The following is a 23,713-nucleotide window of genomic DNA, read 5'->3' on the forward strand; positions in this document are numbered from 1 at the left end:
CCCCGGTTCAAACTCTATTTCAAACCGTCTTCACCCTTCACTTCCGCAACCGTCAGCCCGCCGACGCGCGGCAAGGGACGGCCGCTATCGGTGACGGCGACCGCGACCATGATCTCGTTGGCGCGCGGCGCGTCGTTGATCTGCACCTCCATGCCGTCGAAATGGCTGCGCACGAAGGCTGCGTCCTTGTGCCCGAGCGGAATGTCCAGCGTCGTGCCCGGGCCGCTGCGCTTCTTCGACGATGGGATCAGCGCCGCGCCCTTGCTCAGGACCTTGCGCACCGGAGCGCCCATCTTCGGATGCAGGATAGCCGCCGCATGCTCCAGCTCGCCGTTCTCGCCGACAGCCGCGGCCTTGCCGTAGCTTTGCGCCTTCGCGCCATCGATGCCCAGCGCCGCCACCGCGCGCTTCGCCAGGAGCTCGCCGAGCTCCTCGCCGATCGCGATCAGGGGCGAGAGATCCTCGACATATTTGCCGGCAAAGGGATTTTCGATCACGGCGATCGCCGCTGCGCGCCGCGTCGGCGGCGAGACCTGGCGGCCCATTTCCATCTGCGTCTCTTCGACGACGGTGACGATCTTGCGGATGATCGCGCTCATGTTTCGCTTCCCTGTTCAGGCATAGACCGCGTTCTCCAGCATGCGCGGGCGCGTTCGTTGCTCTTCCATATCCCTGGTTCCGATGACAAGCATATCACCACAAAGCTGCAACACGGCACCCTCGATCAATCCACGATCGAACAATTGCCGTGCACATTCCGCGCCAGATTCCAGCGCGGCCGCGATCTCGCTCTGCGACAATTCACCGACATCGCGGGTGACGAGACGCGCGCCGAGGTCGCTGTCGGGCTGAAGCTCGTTCGCAGACTTTCTGATGATGGCGGGATGCCCGGGCAGATCGACGGCATTGGCGATGACCGTCGCGGCCGCATCGGCCTGCGATGCGGTGGCAGCCAGCACCGTGACCGCGTCGGCAATGCCGAGCGAAAAGCTGCGGCCGTGACGCCCGCTGGTCGCGATGCCGCGCACGGGATCACCTGAGTAGACCCTCATCTTGCGCAGCACGCCGGCACGATCAGGCCGATCCATCAGGCCGACCGAAAAATGCTCGCCCTCGCCGAGATGCAGCGCGATATCGCCGCCATTGTTGACATAGGCCTGATCGAGCGTCGCAGCGCCCAGCATGGCGCCAAGAATCTCCTCTGCAACGCTGCCGGCAACCGCGGCCATCGGCGTAATGAAGCAATCGGCGGCATAGGGTGCGACAGCAGCGTGCATCCGACGCGCCACCACGCCTTTTAGCGAAGTTTGCTTTTCAGCGGCCGTCCGCAGTTCCGGCAATTCCGCGCAGAGTTCGTCGAGCAGTCCGGTGAAATGCTGCGCCGCTGCCTCATAGGCCGCACGCACTGCGTCAGCGCGCCCCCTCGCCTCCACGATCAGATCAATCGGTCCATCCTGCAAATGCAGCCGCCGGCCACCAGACAGCAATGCGATTTGCGGGAGCCTGGTCATGCCCAGCGCCCTGGAATCGGATTCTGCCAGGGCAATTGGCGGACGTCGTCACCGCTCTGCACCTCGGACAGCGGCTTCACATAATCCATGTGCCCGCCGAGCGCGGCATAGTCGGACAGCTTCATCGTGAACTCGATCGGCGCGACCAGCGCCGGGGTCGGCACATAGCCGAACGCGCCTGAAGGCATCTGTGTCACGTCGACCATGTAGGTGATGCCGCCGCCCGGCCAGACATAAACAGGCGCGCCGCCGCTGGTGACGCGCGTCAGCGCGTCCTTCACCGAACGCGTCAGCCGCACCGGATTGTCGGTGACGCCGGCGCGCAAGGAGCCGCCGGCCCCCGCCATGAACAACACCGTGCACAGCGCCGGCTCGCAATTCTCCTGGATGCGCTCGACCGAGAACTTCAGGTCATCAGGCATCTCGGTTTCGACCGGCTTCAGGGCCTCGTCGAGCACATAGTAAGACGAGTGCTCGCCGGTCGTGGAGACCATCAGCATGGAGAGACCAGGCTTGGCTTCCTTGGCGTCGAACGGCCCGAGAATCGCCAGCGGATCGGAAATGTTGGTGCCGCCCCACCCCGTGCCGGGATCGGCGACCTGGAAATAGCGGCCCGGCGTCGAGCGGCGGCCCTTCATCTTGATGCCGGTGTCGGCGATGTCGAGCAGCTTGCCGGCCTGGTGCTCCGAGAGCACGCCGGTGATGTGGTCGTCGACGACGACGACCTCGTCGACCTTGCCGTGCCATTGCTTGGCGAACATGCCAATCGTCGCCGAGCCGCAGCCGACGCGCATGCGCTCTTCCTTCATGCCGTTGACGATCGGCGCCTGGCCGGCCTGCACCACCACGCTTGCGCCGCCGTCGATGGTGAGCTCGACCGCCTTGCAATTGGCGAGATCCATCAGCGTATCGCAGGTGACGCGGCCCTCTTTCTTGGAGCCGCCGGTGAGATGATGCACGCCGCCGAGCGACAGCATCTGCGAACCGTATTCGCTGGTGGTGACGTGGCCGACCGCCTCGCCCTGCGCGCGAACGGTCGCGGTTTCCGGGCCGAGATAGCGGTCGGTGTCGATCTTCACCTTGATGCCGCAATAGGAGAAGATGCCCTCGGTGACGACAGTCACCATGTCGACGCCATCGATCTCGGACGAGACGATGAAGGGCGCCGGCTTGTAGTCGGGATAGGTCGTGCCCGCACCGATCGCGGTGACAAAGGTAGAGGGCTCGTGGACGATCTTGCCGTCCCAGTCTTCGGTGCGGCTGAACGGAACGAGCTTCCCGCCATGCGAGACGGTGCGTTCCAGGATCACGTGCGGGTCGACGCGGACGAGCTTGCCGTCGTGGTTGGCATAGCGGTCGCAGGCGCCCGCCGCGCCCGGCTTGATGTAGCACATCACCGGACAGGCATCGCAACGGATCTTGTCGATGGCGGCGCTCGTCGTTTCAGTCACCATGTCCAAAGCCAGTCGACTGCGGTTATCATTCGTATACGAACGATGTTGCGCGCCCTCCCGAAGGCTGTCAAGCGGCGGTGCGGCGCAAAAGATGCGGCTGCCGCATAAAACCCCATTTGCCTATCCGCTCTGTCCACAAAGAAGGCAGTCGCGCTGCAGTGCGGCATGCGCGGCTTGCACGTTTGTGTACAAACGGTATCGTCGCGACGTAGGTTTTGATGAGCACTTGGCCACGGGCTTGGGAACGAGGATGACGCAGACACCGATCCGCCTCACCGTGAACGGCAGGATCCACGAGATCACGGCAGCGCCGCAGACACCGCTGCTCTATGTGCTGCGCAACGACCTCGCGCTCAACGGTCCGAAATATGGCTGCGGCTTGGGCGAATGCGGCACCTGCACTGTCCTGATCGACGGCGCCGCCGCGCGCTCCTGCGTGATTCCCGTGAGCGGCTGTGCAGGCCGCGACATCCTGACGCTCGAAGGGCTCGGCACGCACGACAAGCCGGATGTGGTGCAGCAGGCCTTCATCGACGAGCAAGCCGCGCAATGCGGCTATTGCCTTAACGGCATGATCATGACCACCAAGGCGTTGCTCGCGATCAACCCGCAGCCGACCGAACAGGAGGCGCTGGCGGCGCTGCGCTACAATCTCTGCCGCTGCGGCACCCATGTCGAGATCCTGCGCGCGGTGATGCGCGCATCCGGCCAGATCACTGAGGCCGTTGATTGATGGCCTCCCCTCTTTCGAACGGAGCTGAGCGGCAATCCGGTTCGCTCGTCGTCGTCCGCACCGTGGACGAAGTCACGTCCGAAACCTTCGTCCGCATCACCGCGGATGGATCGGTCTCGGCCTATAACGGCCATGTCGATCTCGGCACCGGGATCCGCACCGCACTCGGCCAGATCGTCGCCGAAGAGCTGGATGTGTCCTTTGCGCGCGTCGTCGTGGTGCTCGGCGATACCGCCGTGGTTCCAAACCAGGGCGCGACGATCGCGAGCGAGACCATCCAGATCACCGCCGTCCCCCTGCGCAAGGCCGCCGCGCAAGCGCGGCACTTTCTGATCGCGCGCGCAGCCGAGCGGCTGGAGCTGCCGGCCAGCGACCTCAAGATCGAAGACGGCCTCGTGCGCGGGCACAACCGCAGCGTCAGCTATGGCGAACTGATCGGCGGCGAGACCATTCGCCTCGAGCTTGCCGACGACGTCGCACTCAAGCCCGTTGGCGACTACGCCATCGTGGGCCAGTCGACGCCCCGCGTCGACCTGCCCGCCAAGGCGACGGGCGAGTTGACCTTCGTGCACGACATTAGGGTGCCCGGTATGCTGCACGGCCGGGTGGTGCGTCCGCCCTATGCCGGCGTCGATGCCGGGCCGTTCGTCGGCACCAGCCTGATCGCGGTGGATGAGGCCTCGGTACGCGACATTCCCGGCATCATTGCCGTCGTGCGCATCGGCGATTTCGTCGGCGTGGTCGCCGAGCGCGAGGAGAACGCGATCCGCGCGGCGGAGCAGCTCGCGGTGAGCTGGAAGCCGACACCTCATCTAACCGATCTCGCCGACGTCGAGACCGCGCTGCGCGCCCATCCATCGACGCCGCGCACGCTGATCGACAAGGGCGATGTCGATGCTGCGATATCGGGCGCGGCCAAGCCGATGCAGCGCACTTATGTGTGGCCGTACCAGATGCACGCCTCGATCGGGCCGTCCTGCGCAGTCGCCGATGTCCAGGACGGCGACATCCGCGTCTGGTCCGGCACGCAGAACCCGCATGTCCTGCGCAGCGATCTGGCGCTCCTGATCGAGCGTCCCGAGAGCGAGATCGAGGTGATCCGCCTGGAGGCCGCCGGCTGCTACGGCCGCAACTGCGCCGATGACGTCACCGCGGACGCGCTGCTGCTGTCGCGCGCCGTCGGCCGGCCCGTGCGCGTGCAGCTGACGCGCGAGCAGGAGCACGCCTGGGAGCCCAAGGGCACGGCGCAGCTCATCGACGTCAATGGCGGGCTCGACGCGGACGGCGGCGTCGCCGGCTACGACCTCGCCACGCGCTACCCTTCCAACGCTGCGCCGACATTGGCGCTGCTGTTGACGGGGCGAATCTCGCCGGTGGCCGATGTGCTCCACATGGGCGACCGCACCGCGATTCCGCCTTACGACTACGACCACATGCGCGTCGTCGCCCACGACATGGCGCCGATCGTGCGCGCGTCCTGGTTTCGCGGTGTCTCGGCGCTGCCGAACACGTTCGCGCATGAATCCTATATCGACGAGGCCGCGACCGAGGCCGGCGTCGATCCGATCGAATACCGCCTGCGTTACCTGAAGGACCAGCGCGCCGTCGATCTCGTCAATGCGGTGGCCGAGCGCGCGGGCTGGACGCCCCGGCCTGTCCGCGAAGAGAAAAACGGCGACATCGTGCACGGGCGCGGCTTTGCCTATGCGCTCTATGTCCACAGCAAGTTTCCCGGCTATGGTGCGGCGTGGTCGGCCTGGGTTGCCGACGTTGCGGTGAACAAGTCCACCGGCGATGTCAGCGTCACGCGCGTCGTCGCCGGGCAGGACTCCGGCCTGATGATCAATCCGGACGGCGTGCGCCACCAGATCCACGGCAACGTCATCCAGTCCACCAGCCGCGCGCTGATGGAGGAGGTTTCGTTCGAGCGCGGCGCGGTGGCGGCGCGCGAATGGGGCGCTTATCCGATCATCCCGTTCCCCGACGTGCCCAAGATCGACGTGCTGATGTTGCCGCGTCAGGACCAGCCGCCGCTCGGCGTCGGCGAGTCCGCCTCGGTGCCGAGCGCAGCCGCGATCGCCAACGCGATCTTCGATGCCACCGGCGTGCGCTTCCGCGAGCCGCCGTTCACGCCCGAGCGTATCCTGAGGGGGTTGCACGCTGAAACATCGCCCGTGCCGCAAGCCCTGCCCGCGCCCGCTGCGCCGCCGCCGTCACGCATCTGGCAGAATCCGTTCGCCAAGCGCGCCGGCATCTTCGCGACGATCGCGGCCGTCTGCACCGCCGCGATCGGCGTCGGCGCGGCCCTCTTGCCCGGACGCGCCATCGCGCCGATCGCGCGGCCTGATGCCTCGGTCTATTCCGCGGCGACGATCGCGCGCGGAGAGCAACTCGCAGCACTCGGCAATTGCGCGGAGTGCCACACCAGCCTCAATGGCGTGCTCAACGCCGGCGGCCGCGCACTTCAGACGCCGTTCGGCACGATCTACTCAACCAACATCACGCCTGACGTCGAGACCGGCATCGGCGCCTGGTCCTATCCCGCCTTCGAGCGCGCGATGCGCGACGGGCTGCACCGCGACGGACGGCAGCTCTACCCCGCCTTCCCCTACACCCATTTCGCCAAGACCAGCGACGCCGACATGCAGGCGCTCTACGCCTACCTGATGACCCAGCCTTCGGTTCGCGCCACAGCGCCGGCGAATGCGCTCGCCTTCCCGTTCAACCTCCGCCCGCTGCTTGCGGGCTGGAATGCCCTGTTCCACAGGACGAGCGAATTCAAGCCCGATCCCGCCAAATCCGAGCAGTGGAACCGCGGCGCCTATCTCGTCGAGAGCCTCGGCCATTGCACCGGGTGTCATTCGCCGCGCAACGCGCTCGGCGCGGAGCAGCGCAATGCGTATCTCGCGGGTGGATTTGCCGAGGGCTGGGAAGCGCCGGCCCTGACCTCGCTCTCGCATGCGCCGATTCCATGGAGTGAAGACGAACTCTTCGCCTATTTGCGCACCGGCCAGTCGCGTTATCACGGCGTGGCGGCCGGTCCGATGGCGCCGATCGTCAGGGATCTCACGGCGCTACCCGACCAGGACATCCGCGCGATGGCGATCTACCTCAACTCGTTCAACGACCCCGCAACCGATACGCAGACGCAGGATGCGCTCGCCGCGAAGCTCGAAGGCGCAACGCAAGTCGCGACCGCCGCTTCCACCGGAGCGCGGCTCTATCAGGGCGCCTGCGCCGTCTGCCACGAGGTCGGCGGCCTGCCGCTGTTCGGCAGCCGGCCCTCGCTCGCGCTCAACAGCAATCTGCACAGCAGAATGCCGGACAATCTTGTCCAGGTGATCCTGCACGGCGTCACCGAGCCCGTCTCCAGCGACCTCGGCTACATGCCCGCCTTCAAGAACAGCATGAGCGACGCACAAGTCGAAGAGCTCGTCACCTTCCTGCGCCGGCAGTTCGCGCCGGACAAGCCGGCCTGGACCGGCGTCCGCGAGACGATCGCGCGCGTGCGCACCTCAACGCATTGATGGAGCACGACCTAATCGGAAAGCCGCTTCACACTTTGCGCTAACGCGGCCCTTCGGGTCCGGGTCATGCTCTAGCCGTGCTTCTTCGCCTCCACCGGCGGTGTGCCGTGGGTGTGGAACGACTCGATCGTCTTCAATCCCCACGCCTGGCCCTTCTTGCGCTCCTCCTCGGTCCACACGATCGGCTTCCAGTCGGGGGCGAGGATGAGGCGCGCGCCGGCATTGGCGACCTCGACGCGGTTGCCGCCGGGCTCGTAGACATAAAGGAAGAAGGTCTGCTGGATCGCGTGCTTGTGCGGGCCGGTCTCGATGTGCACGCCGTTCTCCAGGAAGATATCGGCGGCGCGCAAAATCTCCTCGCGGCTGTCGAGCGCGTAGGTGACATGGTGGAAGCGGCCGGGTGTGCCGGAGTGGTCGAGCGAGTAGGCGAAGTCGTAGCTCTTGTTCGACATCGTCAGCCACATCGCCGCTTCCCGCCCGTCGTTGAGCACGATCTGCTCGGTGAGGCGGCAGCCGAGATAGTTTTCGAAGAACTCGCGGTTGGCCTTGATGTCGACGGCGAGGCAGTTGAGGTGATCGAGGCGGCGGACATTGACGCCGCGCGCGGGAAAGCGTTGCGCCTGGTTCTTCAGCGCGGGTCTAAGCTCCGGCGGCGCCTGGTACCATTCGGTCTCGTAATAGAGCTCGACGATATGGCCGTCAGGGTCGCGGCAGCGGAAGGTCGGCCCCTGCCCCATGTCGCCGTCGATCCAGCCGATGTCGAAGCCGGAGCCTTTCAGCGCGGCGACGCGGCGCTCCAGCGCCTGCTGGCTGCGCGCGCGCAGCGCCATATGCTCCATGCCTGATGTCTTCGACGCCGTCAGCTTGAGCGAATAGCGCTCATAATCGTCCCAGCCGCGCAGGTAAACCGACTCGCCCTTCTGCCCGCTGACGGTCATGCCCATGACGTCGACGAAGAATTTCAGGCTCTCGTCGGGCTTCGGCGTCAGCAGCTCCATGTGGCCGAGATGAGCAAGATCAAGGATCGGTTCGGGCTGCATGCTTTCCTCCAGGCGTGACTGCGATCCGCCGGACCGGATCGCGCAACCGGACGCAAGGCTGCAAACGCGCTCGAGCGTACGGGGGCGGCATCCAGGCCGCAGGTTCATTTGTACTAATGTACAAATGATTAGGTCCCGTCAACAAATCAAAACATGGCCGTCCGGATCGAGTGACGCGCCAGCCGGGATGACCTCCATCCCCGAACGGCGGACCGACTGGCCGAATGGTAAAATCTTCCTTAAGCGCTGTCGGGCCTATCGGCCTAGAAAAGCGGCATCCCCCTACCGATTCCGCCCGCAAGTATGCATTAGGAGCAAATCTCTCAACCGAATTGTCGCAGATTTAACAAAGCCCCCGCGCCTGCCGTTTAACCGTTTGTCCAGCCGCGGCACGCATAGTCAGGGTTAAACCCCTTGCTCATGCCAGGTTCATTCATCGTGACATCCTTTGGACGCGTGATTTCGGTACGCGGGTCGCTCGCCCGGGTCGGGCTGCTGGCGGCAAGCCAGATGCCGGTCTCAGAAATTCGGGCCACCGTCGGCCGTTTCGTCAGCATCCGCTGCGCCAGCTCGGTGATCGTCGCCATGATCACCGAGGTGTCCTGCGAGAACCTCTCGAGCTCCGACTACATCGCCATCGCGTCGGTCGACCTGCTCGGCGAAATCCACAATGCCGCCGACAAGGCCAAGTTCCAGCGCGGCGTCACCAACTATCCGACCATCGGCGATTCCGTCGACCTGATCACGAGCCAGGAGCTGCGCACGATCTACGCGCCGACCGGATCGGACCAGATCAATGTCGGCTTCCTCCAGCAGGACCGCTCCGTCGTCGCCTATGTCGACGTCGAGGAAATGCTCTCCAAGCATTTCGCGGTGCTGGGATCGACCGGCGTCGGCAAATCCACCGGCGTGTCGCTGCTGCTCAACGAGATCCTGAAATCACGCCCGAACCTGCGCATCTTCCTGCTCGACGTGCACAACGAATATGGCCGCTGCTTCGGCGATCGCGCGCTGGTGCTCAACCCGCGGAACCTGAAGCTGCCGTTCTGGCTGTTCAACTTCGAGGAAATCGTCGACGTGCTGTTCGGCGGCCGCGCCGGCGTGCCCGAGGAGCTCGACGTCCTCGCCGAGGTGATCCCGATCGCCAAGGGCATCTACACCCAGTATCAGAACACCGATCGGCTCGGCCTGAAGCGCATCGATCCCAAGCAGGTCGGCTTCACCGTCGACACGCCGGTGCCATACCGCCTGGTCGATCTGATCTCGCTGATCGACGAGCGCATGGGCAAGCTGGAAAACCGCTCCTCTCGCATCATCTATCACAAGCTGATCTCGCGCATCGAGGCCGTCCGCAACGACCCGCGCTACGCCTTCATGTTCGACAACGCCAATGTCGGCGGCGACACCATGGCCGAGGTGATCAGCCATCTGTTCCGCCTGCCCGCCAACGGCAAGCCGATGACGGTGATGCAGCTCGCCGGCTTCCCGGCCGAGGTCATCGATTCCGTCGTCTCGGTGCTGTGCCGCATGGCCTTCGACTTCGGCCTGTGGAGCGACGGCGTGTCGCCGATGCTGTTCGTCTGCGAAGAGGCGCACCGATATGCCTCCGCCGACCGCAATGTCGGCTTCGGCCCGACCCGCAAGGCGGTGTCGCGCATCGCCAAGGAAGGCCGCAAATACGGCGTCTATCTTGGCCTCATCACCCAACGTCCAGCCGAGCTCGACGCCACCATCATCTCCCAGTGCAACACGCTGTTCACGATGCGTCTGGCCAACGAGCGCGACCAGGCGCTGCTGCGCGCCGCGGTGTCGGATGCCGCCGCGAACCTGCTGTCCTTCGTGCCATCACTCGGCACCCGCGAAGTCCTGGCGTTCGGCGAAGGCGTCGCGCTGCCGACCCGCCTGCGCTTCAAGGAGGTGCCGCCGCACCAATTGCCGCGCGGCGAAGCCACCATCTCAAGCGTGCCGTCGGTCACCTCCGGTCACGACATGCATTTCGTCGGCGCCGTGCTCGAGCGCTGGCGCGGCGCCACCTCGCAACGCGACGTGCCGAACGACCCGGTGTTCTCGCAGCCGCCCGCAAAGACGCTCGCGACCGCCGAAGCGCCGATGCTGCAGCCCTCGATGGGGCTGGACCCGGATCGCTTCTCGCTGCTGAAGAAGCCACTGCGGTAAGGAACGGACACCGCTTCGGCAAATTCCGCTGTCATGCCCCGGCTTGACCGGAGCATCCAGTACGCCGCGGCCCCTCGATTCAATCACGATCGCCTCTGGAATTTCCCGAACAGCGGACAGTCGTGAAAGACGGGGAATGCCCCCGGATATCGCGGCTCAAGGCCGCGTCTCGCGGATAGCCCAAGGCTTGTCCTTCGTGCTACCTTTGCCTTTTAGAGCCGGTTTGAGCACGCGGGGCGCGAAGATGTCCGTGGGCGGTGCCAATATTGCGGATCGTAACATCATAACGGTGCTCGCCGTCGACATGGTGGGTTCAACTCGCCACATCGCGGCTTGCGATCCCGATGAAGCTCAAGCGTTTTTGGACCAGTGGCTGGATCACATCCGCAACTCCGTGGAGCGTCTCGGGGGACAGATTGTCCACTATGCGGGAGACGGTGGCATTGCCATATTCGGCTGGCCAACCGCATATGAGGATCATGCGGATCGTGCGTGCATCGCAGCCTGGGACATTCAGAGTCATAGCCAGTCGTCCGGCCCCAGGGGAGATCCGGTCAATTTTCGCGTCGGACTTCACTCCGGCCTGGTCGGCTTACGCATAGGCGGCAAAAATGCCATCGCCCGCTTCGACGTTGCCGGAGCGACCGTGCACGTTGCTGCCAAGCTGCAGCAGGAAGCAGCGGCAGGCGAGATCAGGGTTAGCGCCGAAACCGCAAAGCTGTGCCGATCGCCACTCGGCCTTACGGCGCACAAGACGACTTCGGGAATCGCCGATCGGGTCATCGAGGCCTACACGCTAAATGCCCGGCCGGACGATGTCGATCACAACGAAATCGCCAGCCGCTATCAAAATCCGATCGTGAATCGGGTCGACGAACTTGCGGCGCTTCGGGAGCTCCTCCCGCGCCCGGGCGCCAAAAGCTGCTCCGTCACGCTGCTGGGCGAACCAGGTATCGGTAAGAGCCGCCTTGCGACAGCCGTAATGACCGAGGCACTGACATCCGACGTGCGATGCTGCGTCTTTTATGGCGGCGTACAGAAACGTGCCACCGCATTCGCCGCCGCCCGCACCTTGGTGGGCGACATGCTCGCTGCAAACAGCTCATCTTCGGATGCACATATTCGTGAGGCTCTCGCGGAACTGCACATCGAGGCAGCCGATCGCAGAAAGCTCGAAGCCCTATTCATCGCCGGAAAAGCGTCCTCTCGCCAACGATTGACCGACAATACGCAAACGCAAATTGCACGTGCACTTGTCAATGCCTTCCTCGCATTGGCGCTTGATAGACCAACTCTCTTGCTGATCGAAGACCTCCAGTGGATCGATCCGGAAAGCCGCCATTTCCTGAAATTGCTCGCGCGCGCAAGTACCCCAAAGCCGCTTTGCATATTGCTGACCGGACGTCCGGAATCATCAGACCAGTCCATGGAGATTGCGGACTCGCTCATTCATCTACAACCGCTGTCGCGGGCCTGCATGGAGGCTTTGGGACGCCAATTGTGGCCGAAAACTCGATCCCCGACCGTGTTTGCGAGAGCAATCGATCGCGCCGACGGCGTCCCCTTCGTATTGGAAGAGTTCTTGCGTTCGGCGGACGCGACGAACGCAACGAGCGAACATTCGCTGCCTCAGAGCGTCGAGTCCGTGATTCATGCGCGCCTGCAACGGCTTTCTCCGAAGTTGAAGGCATTCGTGCAGACGCTCAGCCTGCTGGGAGAGGAGGTCGAAATCCAATTGGCTACGACGGTGCTCGGCGTGGACGTAGGCGAGCTGCTGACTGCGTTGTTCGAGCTTGCCCGATTTGCTTTTGTCCATCCGCTTGCGGGTAACTCCGTGCGTTTCCGGCATCAGATCATCGCCGAGGCCTGTGCAAACACGATACCGCGTGGCCGGCGTCTGGAAATCCACCAGGCCGCTGTCCAGGCGATCATTCGGCGTTACCCGAATCTGGATGGTCGTTACGAACAGTTGGCCTTTCATGCAGAGGAAGCCGGAGATGCTGATGCTGCACTTGGCTACCTCTGGGACGCCGCCGTCGAAGCGCGCCGGAACGCCGCAGCCTCATCGCTCAGTTTGATATACGACCGGGCGCTCAAGCTCATCGAGCGTCTTGGGGAAGCCGCCGAAGAAAAATATGTCGACTTCGGTCGAATGAGCTTCGCTTCGATGCTGCAACTCGGCGAATTCAAAAAAGTAAATATGCATTTGCCACGGACGTTGGAGCTGGCGCGGCGCCAAGGCAGGATTGCTCACGTGTGCAGCGTCCAGTCGCAACTCGGGATGGTCTACTGGTTTGAGGGCCGGTATGAAGAAGGGCTGCAAATAACGAGCGAGGGACTGAGGACGGCTCGAGCGCTGAAATCGACTGCACTCATATTTTCAAATCAGACCATCATGGCAAATGTGTTGCACAGCATGGGCCACGTCCATCGCGCGATTGCGGCGATGGACGAACTGAATGAAATGCTCACAGGAGAACTCGAGACTGCCCGTCTCGGGACACCGGCCGGTCCAAAATGCACGGTTTTGGCATTCAGGAGCTGGTTCATGAATGCAACAGGTCAATATGCGGAGGCGCTCGGATTCGCATTGCGTGCATTGGAGATCGCAGTTCGCGAACAGGATTCATATGGGCAAGTGCTCGCCCGCATTACGATGGGACGAAATCTCCTCATGCTCCATCGAAATGACCAGGCTGTGGAATGCTTGTCGATTGCAAGGGAGATCGTCGAACGTAACGGCTACGATGCCAGCAAGGCCAACCTGACCGGAGCAATGGCGACCGCTCTGGCACGAACAGGCCAGGCACATCAGGCCGTCGACCTGATAGACGCCTGTATGGAGAGCGGCACGCATCTGCGGACAGGCCAGATCGAGCTCTGCCTTCTCTATGCGGGTTACGCTGAGGCTCTCGTTCGGGACGGGAAATCCGAACGTGGCCTGAGCGCCTTGGATGACGCTCTTTCCATCGCCAGGACCATCAGGAACCCATGGCTGATTGTCGAATGTCTCGGTTTGAGGGTGCGACTGCTCGCCGAGGCGAAGCCTGGCACCGCCCGCGTCGCTGAGGATCTCGCCGAGATGCACGCGATTTGCGATCAGTTTGGCATTGTTGCCTGGGACGGATCCCGGCTCGCGGTTTAGCAAGGCCGCTCGTGTCGAGACACACCAGTTCACCGGGCCCGTTTCGTGGGCTCGCCGCGCTTCAACGGGCGCGGCATGCAATCCGGGGCTCCGACCCGGAGCAACGACCTTGACGGGACTTTGCCAAGAAGTACAATCTCGAGCATCGGACGGCTATTTCTGACAGCTCTCGTCGCTACCGGGCGAGCTGCGTCTCGCCGAGCTGCGCATATCTCCACAAATTCTGATTTCGAGAAAACGGGTGGTTCAATTGTAGTTCACGGAGGCTCATGCGATGCGTCGTGTCGCTTTCCTCATTCGCTTTGCGCTGGTCGTCGCTGCAAGTTCGGGAATTGAGACCGCTCTCGGCGATCCGATATATGTCGACCAAGGCCCGACATGGACAGCGGAAGACAGGGCTGACTACTACACGCGCGACCAAGGCTCCCGCTTAATCAACCTCACCTGGTTACGGGCATTGAAAGCGAAGGACGGACAACCGTTCCTCTCGGATGGTCTTACCCGATACGGCTTTCTCCCAAATCCGGGCAATAATACCAACCTCCCCGTCGGCCTCCACACCACGGGTCCCGCAGAGTCCCAGATGGTCGGGATAACATGCTCCGCGTGTCACACGCGGCAGGTTGAAGTTGGGGGCAAGACGTACCGCATCGACGGCGGTCCGGCGTTTATGGATTTCCAGGAGTTCCTGAGCGACCTGGACAAGGCGGTAGGAGACGTAACCGCAAGCGACACGGCATTCGCTGCATTTGCTGCGGCCGTCTCCCAACCTGCGACACCTTCTGCTGCCGATGTTGCCGCACTACGTCAGAGGGTTGATGCATGGCACCGGCGCGTTCATGCATTCGTGACCGGTACATTGCCGCCAGTTGGTTGGGGCCCCGGACGTCTGGACGCGATCGGGATCATCTTCAACCGCATATCCGGCACCGACGTTGGGCCGCCGCCCGATTTTTTGATCCCGGAGAACATGAAGATTGGCGATGCTCCGGTGCGCTATCCTTTCCTGTGGAATTCACCGATGCAGAACCAGACCGACTGGGCCGGTTTTGTGTTGAATGGAAACCGCGTCTTCGCACTAGCCCGGAACGCGGGACAGGCTCTCGCATTCGGCAACTTCGAACCAAGGCGCTCGTTCGGCCCGTTCTTCAACTATGCCAACTCCATCAACTTCGATGGACTGAAACGACTTGAGGAATTGCTCCAGAAGATGGGCCCGCCAAAATGGCCATCAGATTGGCCTATCGACTCGAAGCTGGCTAAAGACGGTCAAAAAATCTTCGAGAGGCAGTGCAGCAAGGGGTGTCACGAGAAGAAGGAAGTCCGTGCCCTGCGCGACCTGTTTGTTACGACGTGGGTGACGCCGGTTCAGAACGTCGGCACCGACACACGTCAATTCGACGAGCTTGGTTGGAGGGTGAAGACCGGCGCGCTGAAGGGAGCAGGTATCCCGTTGATCGCCAGGCACCTCGAGGAGGAGGATTATGCCGTCCACATGATGTTCAGTGCAGTCGCCGGAGCGATCCTCGACAATAAGCTGTATCTGGGGAGCGACGTCGGCCCCGGTGACGGCTTTGGCTCCTCGTTGCCTCCCAACGCCCAAAAGGCGCCCTCCACATCCCTCTCTCTGTCACCGGCTCCGGTCAAGGCGTCCATCGCGCCGCCCAGCAGCGCGCAACCTCCGAACCAGCCAGAAAGCCTGACGATCGAACCTGGGACGCTTCTTGAGCGGACCCTCAACAGAGGCGAGTATGAAGCTCGCGTGCTGGAGGGAATTTGGGCCGCGGCGCCTTATTTGCACAACGGCTCGGTGCCGACATTGGCGGAATTGCTCGTACCGCCTGCGAAGCGCATGTCACAATTCAAAGTTGGCGCGAGATACGACATCAAGAATGTTGGTCTTGACGTCACACAAGAGGGGCCAACTCGTCCAGTCACCGATTGCAATGACCTCAATTCAGGAAACAGCCGGTGCGGGCATGACTATGGCACGCGCTTGAGCGACGACGAAAAGAAGGCACTCCTCGAATATTTGAAGACTCTTTGAGAGCCTCGGCTCTGTCTGCGCTAGCCAGGATGTAGTCCGCGCATGCGCTTTGCGCTAAGGACTGCGATCGACTATGTTCCGCGCTTCCCCGAGAGCCCCATCCGGAACATCGTCATGCCCCTTCCTCCTTCACAACGCTTCCCCGCACCCGCCCTCGACACGCTCCCCGACGACATCCGCACGCGCCTGCTCGCCGTGCAGGAGAAGAGCGGCTTCGTGCCGAACGTGTTCCTGACGCTGGCGTACCGGCCCGACGAGTTCCGCGCGTTCTTCGCCTATCACGACGCGCTGATGGAGAAGGACGGCGGCCTCACCAAGGCCGAACGCGAGATGATCGTGGTCGCGACCTCGGCGGCCAACCAGTGCCAGTATTGCGTGATCGCGCACGGCGCGATCCTGCGCATCCGCGCCAAGAACCCGCTGATCGCCGACCAGGTCGCGGTGAACTATCGCAAGGCCGACATCACGCCGCGGCAAAAGGCGATGCTCGATTTCGCGATGAAGGTCTCGGCCGACGCACAGCGCGTCTCCGAGGAGGACTTCGGGGCGCTTGCACCGCACGGCTTCAGCGACGACGACATCTGGGACATCGCCGCGATCTCCGCCTTCTTCGCGCTGTCCAATCGGCTGGCAAACTTCACCGGCATGAGGCCGAACGAGGAGTTTTACCTGATGGGGCGCTTGCCGAAAAAATGACGGAGCTCGACTGGTCCGAAATCCTTGCTCGTCTCGGTGCCGCGACCGTCGCCGCCGGCGCGATCGGCCTCGACCGCGACCTGCACGGCAAACCGATCGGGCTGAAGACGCTCGGCATCGTCGGGCTCTCCACGGCGACCGTGGTTCTGCTCGCCCTGCAGCTCGCCGAGCCAACCAGGGTCGCCGATGCCACCAGCCGCGTCATCCAGGGCATCCTCACCGGCATCGGCTTTCTCGGCGCCGGCGTCATCGTGCATCAGAGCATGGGATTTCGCGTCCGCGGGCTGACCAGCGCCGCCTGCACCTTTCTCGCGGCCTGCATCGGCATCGTCTGCGGCGCCGGACAGTGGAAGATCGTCGCCGTCGCGCTGGCGCTCGCCTTCGTGCTGCTGACGGTGGGCCGCCACATCGAGCGACGGCTGCACCGCATGCTCGGCGGCAAGGGGGATGCGCACACCGCGGAGACGTCTCCGGACGCGCCGCCGCGGACCTAGCCGGCTGCGCCAGCACGCGGCTCTCACATCCGTCACGTTTTCCGTCGCTGGCTCCAGAAGCTTCCGACACCGACGATGGCGGTGACGAGCAGAACGGCAACGAAGGTCTGGATGATCGTGAAATTCAGGGCATCGCGCGCGACGAACAGCGCGGTGATGGCACCGGCAACGATGAACAGAATGCGAAAGATTGCGCTCACGGTGATGCCTCCGGGTCAGCATGACTCGGAGCCACCTGCGCCCTCGACATTCAGGCAACACCGGTTCGGCAATCATGCCGACGGACCATAGCGCCCTGCACCGATACGAATTTGCGGTAGGTCAAGTCGCCTGCGCGCCTCAAAGCGTTGGCGACTGATGCAGGTAACGGCCGTCGAAATCGGCAAGTTCCAAGAATTTCCGCTCGTCCAGCACCGTGACGCGGCCGCGGTGCAGCTCGACGATGCCCTCCTGCCGCAACTGCTTGATCACGCGGTTGGCGTGCACCCCGGTGATTCCCAGGGCTTCGCCGATCTGCTCCTGGGTCAGCGGCATCTCGAAGCTGTTGCCGTCAAGACGCCCGATGACCCGGAGGCGTTCGCGCAGCTCGATCATGACATGGGCAAGCCTTGCGGGCGCGGGACGCTGGCCGACATTGACGATCCATTCGCGAAACATGGCAGCGTCGATCAGCGTGTCTCGCCAGAACAACTCGGCGACGCTTGGACTGCGCTGGTGCAATTTTCGCAGCGTTTCGTGACTGATGAAGCCGAGCGTGCATGGCGTCAGCGTCGACAGATCGTGATCCATCACATGCAGGAACAGGCTCATCAGGTCGGGGATCTCGCCGGGGATGTGGATAGAGAGGATCTGACGCTTGCCGCTTGCTATCGTCTTGGAACGCGCACAGAAGCCATCTGCGATCAGGCAGCAATCGGTTGCGCGCTCGCCGTCGTGCACCACGGGCGCCTCCGCCGGATATTGACGAACCGCGATTGGGAGCGCCTCGATCTCCTTCACGTCGTCGTCCGAGATGCCTGAAGATGTACGCAAACGCCTGACAAGCGCAGCACGGATCGTATCGCTAGGCACGCGAGCTAGCTCCGGTTGGTATGAGGTGGGATCTGTATTGCAATCCCTGGCGCCGAAGCGCCGCTGCAATGAAAAACCCGCGATCCACGCCCCCGGTTCCAACAAAAGTTAAGGACGCCACTCGCCTCCCCATGGTTGGCTTTGCGCCGGAAAGGTGCAGCCATGACCAAGAAGCGCAACCGCACGCGACCGGCCCTGTCACTCCAGGAGCGCCTGAACAGGTTCACGCAGGACGCCCGCGCCGCGGCCAAGAAGCTGCCCGCCGGCACCGAACGCCACACACTCTTGCAGAAGGCGCGCAACGGCGAGGCAGCCGCCGAGATCGAACGCCTTCTGTCCTCACCCGGCCCGCAGCACCAGAAGTGATCGTCCCACCGTTGCGTAGCGGCGACTGCGAGGCGCTACACCGCTAGCGCTGCGCCATCAACTCGAGCGCCGGAGCAAAGCGCTCAGAGAATGTCAGCGTCTTGGCGTGGCGAACTGCAGCAAACGATGCCGAGATTCCTGCTGTGGCGACTGCGAGCAAGGCGATTACGAAAACCAGACGGCGCATTTCGGCCTCCTGTGTGAGCTCGACTACCCACCAGAGATGGGGTGGCTCTGTTTCAGGACGGTTTCATCCCTGCAGAAAATGACTTCGCTCAAGCGGCTGTGATGAGATCCGGCTTCTCGGGCCGCCGCGCCGTAACCAACTAATAATCATCGTCGTTGTCTTGCGACGGTCGCGAGCGGCAACGGGAATTTCGCGCCAGCGACCACGATCATGAATCGCAAGACTGCCGCGATAAGCAGTATTCGCGGGAACGCGGAGTCATCGAGGATTGCTCAAATGAACGTCGTCATCCGGAGGCTCAATGGTCTGTGGCACCTCGTCGTCGGCTCGTGCCAAATCCGAACGCCCTTCCTGGCAACCCAGGACCGCGCGCTGGTCGTGAGCTACGCCCGGCGCGTCTACCCCGGCGCCAAGATCTTTCAGCGCGACTGATGCGAGCGGTTGCGCCTAATCGTCATCCGCCGGCCCGCACCAGCCGGGCAGATAGATAGCGTCCTTGCTCTTGGCCGCGGACAGGGCCTTCTCGAGCGCCTTGTCGAAATTGGCATCGACCGCCTTGCGCGTCAGTTTCCGGCGCAGAAAGTCGGCCCACAGGAATTCCGAGAACGGCGTGGTATCCTTGGCGAAGCCGCCCATGCGGCGGAGCTCGCCGGCAAGGCTCCGGAACGGATCGTCCTTGAGATCGACGACCGATTTCGGCAGATCGCGGAACGGACGCCGCTCGCCCTTGGAATCGTAAGGATAGACCCAGCGCTTGTTGTCCATCACGCCCCAGAAAGCTTCGCGCTCGACCATTCTGAGGTCGCCGACCACGGTCACCAGCACTTCCTTGACGCCCTCGTCGTGCAATGCGCGGCCGAGATGATGATGGTCGATCACGTAGTAGCGCTGGTCCGGTCCGTAGACGACGGGGATCATGTGATTGCCGAGCAGGTCGGCCTGCTTCTTCTTGCCGTGCTCGCGCCAGCGCTTGCGCTTCTCCTTGACCTCGCGCATGCCGACCGTCATCTGCGTCGGCCGGAGCGACAGGATCGGCACCGGATGCACTCTCGGTTCGCGTGCGTTGGTGGTGGTCATGATGAAGGCCCCTCACATGGTTGCAACCGGTGGTCCGGTTCCCTTGATTATGCCATGGGCCCCGCGGCGGCAAAATGCGTTCGATCCGGCCGCGGATATCACAAGCAGATGTTCACGAGAGCCGACGGTGCGTGCTTCGGTGTCGTTGCTGCGACGCAACCTCCGCTTCCTGTCACCGACCTGACAGCCGGCACCGCGTTCGCGCGCGCCGTTCCGGAAATATGCCATGCAAGATAGTGCGAAAGCGCAATGCACGTGTGCGTTGAGAAGATTTTCTGCAAGGCATTCACGACGTATGCTATCTAAAAACCGCTGCTTCGGAGTGATCCCCTCACCATGAAAACACAGCGGCCCATCAGCTCGGATGACGAGCACCGGGTGCTCCAGTTCAGGCCGCGCAACGCGTCTCCCCCGCCGGTCCAACGGGGCAGCGGTACCGTGCAGCCGCTGCGCGTCGCGCCCGAGCCGCTCGACCTGTCGCGCTACGAGAAGCCCCGCCCGGAACCGGACAATTTCCGCCACCGCATGCTCGCCAATATTGCGGCGCTCGCCTTCACCATCGCGCTGACCGCGATCGGGATCTGGCTCGCGGTGAGCATTGCCGACCTGCGCCGCACCCAGGATTGCGTGCTGATGGGCCGCCGCGACTGCGCCAAGATCACGACGCCCCATATCTAGGCACCCCCCGGGTGAAAAGGCCCGCCGACGGCATCCCCAGCCCTGTCGCCGGGGCCGCCCGGCTCCATTGAACTCAGGGCGGCGCTCCGATATACGGGCTTTCGACCCGGCCAGAGGGGGGTTTGAGGGCGTCATCGGGGCGCGATGCCCACCCACCGTTCCACTCTGGAACTTCCGACAAATATCAGCAATATATCAAAGGCTTAGTGATGTCCTCCACATTCGATCAGGTCGCTACGATCATCGCTGAAACCTGCGACATCCCGCGCGACACGATCACGCCGGATAGCCACGCCATCGATGACCTCGGCATCGACAGCCTCGATTTCCTGGACATCGCGTTCGCGATCGACAAGCAGTTCGGCATCAAGCTGCCGCTGGAAAAATGGACCCAGGAGGTCAACGACGGCAAGGCGACCACCGAGCAGTATTTCGTGCTGAAAAATCTGTGCGCCCGCATCGACGAACTGGTTGCGGCCAAGGGCGCGAGCGCCTAAGCGCGCGGTCATGCAACTCGAATACTTCCACATGATCGATCGCGTCGTCGACCTCAACGTCGACGCGAAGACGATTGTCGTCGAAGCCCTGGTCCCCAAGGAGAGCACGATCTTCGAGGGGCACTTCCCGGGCTATCCCCTGATGCCCGGCGTGCTCCTGATCGAATCGATGGCCCAGGCCTCGGGCTGGCTTCAGCTCGGCGTGCTCAAGTTCGAGCGCATGCCGATCCTGGCCGCCGTCAAGGAGGCCAAGGTCCGCGGCTCGGTCTTCCCCGGCGATCTCATGACCATCGAGGCGACCCTGTCGCATCAGGGCTCGGGCTATGCGGTGACCGAGGCCAAGATCAAGGTCGGCGGCAAGCTGCGCGCGAATTCGACGCTCACCTTCACGCAGATCCCCTTCCCCAATGCGGATATGCGCGGCTTCATGGACGCGGTCGCCAAACGCGTCGGCTTCCCGCAACAGGCCGGATCGCCATGACTGACACTGCTTCGAAGCCCGGCCAGACGGAAGTCTGGATCACCGGCATTGGCCTTGCCACCTCGCTCGGCGAAGGCCTGGACGCCAACTGGGCCGCGCTTCAGGACAAGCGCATCAATGTCGACGAGAAGGGCTTTGCGCCCTGCATCGTGCATCCCCTGATGCCTGTGACCTTCGACAGCCAGATCCCGAAGAAGGGCGACCAGCGCCAGATGGAAGCCTGGCAGCGCATCGGCACCTATGCCGCGGGCCTTGCGCTCGATTCCGCCGGGATCAAGGGCAACAAGGACATCCTGTCGAAGATCGACATGGTGGTGGCCGCCGGCGGCGGCGAGCGCGACCTCAATGTCGACTCCGGCGTGCTCACGGCCGAGGTCAAGGGCGCCAATGCGCCCGGCTTCCTCAACGAACGGCTGATGAGCGATCTCAGGCCGACGCTGTTCCTGGCCCAGCTCTCGAACCTGCTCGCCGGCAACATCGCCATCGTGCACGGTCTCGGCGGCACCTCGCGCACTTTCATGGGCGAAGAGGTCGCGGGTGCCGATGCGGCGCGCATTGCGCTCGCGCGCATCGCCTCGGGCGAGAGCGACATCGCGCTGATCGGCGGCTCCCACAATGGCGAGCGCAAAGACCTGATGGTCCTCTACGAATTCGGCGACTTCAACCTGAAAGACAAGTTTGCTCCGGTGTGGGCGCGCAAGGATCACCCCGGTTTCGCGTTGGGATCTGCCGGCGCGTTCCTGGTGCTGGAATCGAAGGCGCACGCGGAAGCGCGCGGCGCAAAGCCGTTCGCAAAGCTGTCGAGCGTCGTTGCCGACCTCGCCCGGCGCAAGCAACCCGGCGACACGGCCGCGACGCTGGAGAAGCTTTGGGAAAAGCTGCCCAGGCGCGAGGGCAAGGGCGCGATCATATCGGGCGCGACCGGCGCGGAGCCCGCGACGTCAGAGGAGCGCGGCTTCCTGAAGGGCCATGCTGACTTCCCGGTGCGTTCGACCGGCACGATGTTCGGCCACGCCATGGAAACGCAATTCCCGCTTGGCATCGCGCTCGCGGCGCTGTCGATCTCGCGCGGTGCGCTGTTCCCGCCGAACGATTCCACCGGGACCGAGATTGAAATGCAGGGCGCGCCCACCCAGATTGTGGTGGTGGGGGCCGGACACTGGCGCGGCGAGGGCATGGCTCTGGTCGAGGCCGTAAGCTGAAGCGCGTCGCGCTTTGGCGGATGCTCTAGCTCAATCGGGGGATCGACATGACTGCACCACGCGACAAACTCGGGCGTCCCGTCGTCGTCGTCACCGGCATGGGCATCATGACCTCGCTCGGCAACGGCAAGGCCGACAATTGGGCGAAGCTCGTGGCCGGCGAATCCGGCATCCGCACCATCACGCGCTTTCCGGTCGACGGCCTGAGGACGACGATGGCCGGCACGGTCGATTTCGTCAGCGTCGATCCGTTCTCCTCCACCGGCCTGTCCGAGCGGATGGCTGAGCTCGTCACGCAGGAAGCGCTCGCGCAGGCCGGCATCGGCGCCAAGGCCGATTTCCCCGGTCCGCTCTTCCTTGCGGTTGCACCGGTCGAAGTCGAGTGGCCGCAGCGCCGTGAGCTCGGCCGTGCCGTCGGCGCGCAGGATATCACCTATGACGATCTGCTGCGCATCTCCGGCGGCGGCAAGTACAGCGCCTATCACCACCGCTTCATGTTCGGCTCGGTAGCAGCTTATCTCGCCGAGACCTTCGGCACCAAGGGCTCGCCGATCTCGCTGTCGACGGCCTGCGCCTCGGGCGCGACCTCGATCCAGCTCGGCGTCGAGGCGATCCGCCGCGGCGAGACCGATGCCGCGCTGTGCGTGGCAACCGACGGCACCGTGAACCCCGAAGCTCTCGTGCGGTTCTCGCTGCTCTCGGCGCTGTCGACCCAGAACGATCCCCCGCAGGCGGCCTCCCGCCCCTTCTCCAAGAACCGCGACGGTTTTGTCATGGCCGAAGGCGCCGGCGCCCTCGTGCTGGAAAGCTACGAAGCAGCGACCGCGCGCGGCGCAAAAATCCTCGGCGTGATCGCCGGCTGCGGCGAGCTCACCGATTCCTTCCACCGCACCCGCTCTTCGCCTGATGGCAAGCCGATCATCGGCTGCATGAACAAGACGCTGGCCGATGCCGGCATGACGCCGGACCAGATCGACCACATCAACGCGCACGGCACCGCGACGCCCGAGAACGACAAGATGGAGTTCAACACGACATCGGCCGTGTTCGGCGATCTCGCGCAGAAGATCCCGGTGACCTCCAACAAGTCGATGGTCGGCCACACCATCTCGGCCGCGGGCGCGGTCGAAGCGATCTTCTCGCTGCTCACCCTCGAGCATCAGCGCATTCCGCCGACGATCAACTACGACAATCCGGATCCCACGATCCTGTTCGACGTCGTCGGCAACAAGGCGCGCGATGCCCGCGTCACCGCGGTCATGTCGAACTCGTTCGGCTTCGGCGGCCAGAACGCCTCGCTGATCCTGACCCGCGAACCGGCCTGACCGGACG

22 protein-coding genes are annotated in these 23,713 nt (G+C 63.7%); 14 read left to right on the forward strand and 8 right to left on the reverse strand.

Annotated elements, in window-relative coordinates; genetic code table 11:
* Nucleotides 1-14: 14 nt before the first annotated feature.
* From ABIB99_RS17905 to ABIB99_RS17915, 3 genes are read right to left on the reverse strand one after another with little or no spacing between them, the layout of a single operon-like run.
* Nucleotides 15-599: an amino acid synthesis family protein gene (locus tag ABIB99_RS17905; protein ID WP_063983954.1), complete on the reverse strand. Its 585-nt coding sequence runs from the start codon at nucleotides 597-599 to the stop codon at nucleotides 15-17.
* A 15-nt stretch (nucleotides 600-614) separates the two neighbouring features.
* A complete protein-coding gene (locus ABIB99_RS17910; protein ID WP_063983955.1) occupies nucleotides 615-1,511 on the reverse strand; it encodes a UPF0280 family protein in 897 nt (298 codons plus the stop codon).
* Nucleotides 1,508-2,965 (reverse strand): 6-hydroxynicotinate reductase, encoded by a 1,458-nt coding sequence (locus ABIB99_RS17915; RefSeq protein WP_187387735.1) that lies wholly within the window; start codon nucleotides 2,963-2,965, stop codon nucleotides 1,508-1,510. The genes ABIB99_RS17910 and ABIB99_RS17915 overlap by 4 nt, the downstream gene beginning before the upstream one ends.
* Before the next feature lie 250 nt (nucleotides 2,966-3,215).
* Between ABIB99_RS17915 and ABIB99_RS17920 the strand changes: the two genes are divergently transcribed.
* Together ABIB99_RS17920 and ABIB99_RS17925 are read left to right on the forward strand one after the other, a co-directional pair.
* Nucleotides 3,216-3,698: a (2Fe-2S)-binding protein gene (locus ABIB99_RS17920; RefSeq protein ID WP_063983956.1), complete on the forward strand. Its 483-nt coding sequence runs from the start codon at nucleotides 3,216-3,218 to the stop codon at nucleotides 3,696-3,698.
* Nucleotides 3,698-7,225 (forward strand): molybdopterin cofactor-binding domain-containing protein, encoded by a 3,528-nt coding sequence (locus ABIB99_RS17925; protein ID WP_354176871.1) that lies wholly within the window; start codon nucleotides 3,698-3,700, stop codon nucleotides 7,223-7,225. The genes ABIB99_RS17920 and ABIB99_RS17925 overlap by 1 nt, the downstream gene beginning before the upstream one ends.
* Nucleotides 7,226-7,296: 71 nt before the next feature.
* Here the strand turns inward: ABIB99_RS17925 and ABIB99_RS17930 are convergent, their stop codons facing one another.
* On the reverse strand, nucleotides 7,297-8,265 hold the full coding sequence (locus ABIB99_RS17930; protein WP_038955078.1) for a catechol 2,3-dioxygenase: 969 nt from the start codon (nucleotides 8,263-8,265) through the stop codon (nucleotides 7,297-7,299).
* A gap of 420 nt (nucleotides 8,266-8,685) precedes the next feature.
* On the opposite strand from ABIB99_RS17930, the gene ABIB99_RS17935 reads away from it, so the two are divergent.
* The 5 genes from ABIB99_RS17935 to ABIB99_RS17955 all read left to right on the forward strand — a co-directional run bounded on the left by ABIB99_RS17935 (nucleotide 8,686) and on the right by ABIB99_RS17955 (nucleotide 16,822).
* Complete coding sequence (locus ABIB99_RS17935; RefSeq protein ID WP_162136488.1) at nucleotides 8,686-10,440, forward strand: ATP-binding protein; 1,755 nt, start codon at nucleotides 8,686-8,688, stop codon at nucleotides 10,438-10,440.
* A 136-nt stretch (nucleotides 10,441-10,576) separates the two neighbouring features.
* The gene (locus tag ABIB99_RS17940; protein ID WP_354176872.1) at nucleotides 10,577-13,585 is read left to right on the forward strand and encodes an ATP-binding protein; all 3,009 of its coding nucleotides are present in this window, start codon (nucleotides 10,577-10,579) and stop codon (nucleotides 13,583-13,585) included.
* Nucleotides 13,586-13,859: 274 nt separating this feature from the next.
* On the forward strand, nucleotides 13,860-15,632 hold the full coding sequence (locus tag ABIB99_RS17945) for a di-heme-cytochrome C peroxidase (protein WP_063983960.1): 1,773 nt from the start codon (nucleotides 13,860-13,862) through the stop codon (nucleotides 15,630-15,632).
* Between the two features lie 114 nt (nucleotides 15,633-15,746).
* Nucleotides 15,747-16,328 (forward strand): peroxidase-related enzyme, encoded by a 582-nt coding sequence (locus tag ABIB99_RS17950; RefSeq protein ID WP_063986449.1) that lies wholly within the window; start codon nucleotides 15,747-15,749, stop codon nucleotides 16,326-16,328.
* Nucleotides 16,325-16,822, forward strand: coding sequence for an MgtC/SapB family protein (locus ABIB99_RS17955; RefSeq protein ID WP_063983961.1), 498 nt, complete (start codon nucleotides 16,325-16,327; stop codon nucleotides 16,820-16,822). The genes ABIB99_RS17950 and ABIB99_RS17955 overlap by 4 nt, the downstream gene beginning before the upstream one ends.
* Before the next feature lie 32 nt (nucleotides 16,823-16,854).
* Here the strand turns inward: ABIB99_RS17955 and ABIB99_RS17960 are convergent, their stop codons facing one another.
* Entirely contained in the window at nucleotides 16,855-17,022 is a 168-nt protein-coding gene (locus ABIB99_RS17960) for a hypothetical protein (RefSeq protein WP_166094532.1), read from the reverse strand.
* 139 nt (nucleotides 17,023-17,161) lie between these two features.
* Nucleotides 17,162-17,893, reverse strand: a complete 732-nt coding sequence (locus ABIB99_RS17965; protein ID WP_063983962.1) for a Crp/Fnr family transcriptional regulator — start codon at nucleotides 17,891-17,893, stop codon at nucleotides 17,162-17,164.
* Between the two features lie 162 nt (nucleotides 17,894-18,055).
* On the opposite strand from ABIB99_RS17965, the gene ABIB99_RS17970 reads away from it, so the two are divergent.
* Nucleotides 18,056-18,259, forward strand: a complete 204-nt coding sequence (locus ABIB99_RS17970) for a hypothetical protein (protein ID WP_063983963.1) — start codon at nucleotides 18,056-18,058, stop codon at nucleotides 18,257-18,259.
* Between the two features lie 43 nt (nucleotides 18,260-18,302).
* Here the strand turns inward: ABIB99_RS17970 and ABIB99_RS17975 are convergent, their stop codons facing one another.
* Nucleotides 18,303-18,446 (reverse strand): hypothetical protein, encoded by a 144-nt coding sequence (locus tag ABIB99_RS17975; RefSeq protein WP_166094525.1) that lies wholly within the window; start codon nucleotides 18,444-18,446, stop codon nucleotides 18,303-18,305.
* 276 nt (nucleotides 18,447-18,722) lie between these two features.
* Between ABIB99_RS17975 and ABIB99_RS17980 the strand changes: the two genes are divergently transcribed.
* Complete coding sequence (locus tag ABIB99_RS17980) at nucleotides 18,723-18,878, forward strand: hypothetical protein (protein ID WP_166094517.1); 156 nt, start codon at nucleotides 18,723-18,725, stop codon at nucleotides 18,876-18,878.
* A 15-nt stretch (nucleotides 18,879-18,893) separates the two neighbouring features.
* Here the strand turns inward: ABIB99_RS17980 and ABIB99_RS17985 are convergent, their stop codons facing one another.
* The gene (locus ABIB99_RS17985; RefSeq protein ID WP_063983964.1) at nucleotides 18,894-19,523 is read right to left on the reverse strand and encodes a ParB-like protein; all 630 of its coding nucleotides are present in this window, start codon (nucleotides 19,521-19,523) and stop codon (nucleotides 18,894-18,896) included.
* Nucleotides 19,524-19,859: 336 nt separating this feature from the next.
* Between ABIB99_RS17985 and ABIB99_RS17990 the strand changes: the two genes are divergently transcribed.
* From ABIB99_RS17990 to ABIB99_RS18010, 5 genes are all read left to right on the forward strand, one after another.
* Nucleotides 19,860-20,201 carry a hypothetical protein gene (locus ABIB99_RS17990; RefSeq protein ID WP_063983965.1) on the forward strand — a complete coding sequence of 114 codons (342 nt, stop codon included), beginning with the start codon at nucleotides 19,860-19,862 and terminating at the stop codon, nucleotides 20,199-20,201.
* Nucleotides 20,202-20,410: 209 nt separating this feature from the next.
* Nucleotides 20,411-20,698, forward strand: a complete 288-nt coding sequence (locus tag ABIB99_RS17995; protein ID WP_007592476.1) for an acyl carrier protein — start codon at nucleotides 20,411-20,413, stop codon at nucleotides 20,696-20,698.
* Between the two features lie 10 nt (nucleotides 20,699-20,708).
* Nucleotides 20,709-21,179, forward strand: a complete 471-nt coding sequence (locus tag ABIB99_RS18000; RefSeq protein WP_063983966.1) for a 3-hydroxyacyl-ACP dehydratase FabZ family protein — start codon at nucleotides 20,709-20,711, stop codon at nucleotides 21,177-21,179.
* Nucleotides 21,176-22,381: a beta-ketoacyl-ACP synthase gene (locus ABIB99_RS18005; RefSeq protein ID WP_063983967.1), complete on the forward strand. Its 1,206-nt coding sequence runs from the start codon at nucleotides 21,176-21,178 to the stop codon at nucleotides 22,379-22,381. Before ABIB99_RS18000 ends, ABIB99_RS18005 begins: the two co-directional genes overlap by 4 nt.
* A gap of 47 nt (nucleotides 22,382-22,428) precedes the next feature.
* Nucleotides 22,429-23,706, forward strand: coding sequence for a beta-ketoacyl-ACP synthase (locus tag ABIB99_RS18010; protein ID WP_063983968.1), 1,278 nt, complete (start codon nucleotides 22,429-22,431; stop codon nucleotides 23,704-23,706).
* The last annotated feature ends 7 nt before the right edge of the window (nucleotides 23,707-23,713 follow it).

Source organism: Bradyrhizobium sp. LA6.1 (genome assembly GCF_040547805.1).
GTDB classification, from domain to species: domain Bacteria; phylum Pseudomonadota; class Alphaproteobacteria; order Rhizobiales; family Xanthobacteraceae; genus Bradyrhizobium; species Bradyrhizobium barranii.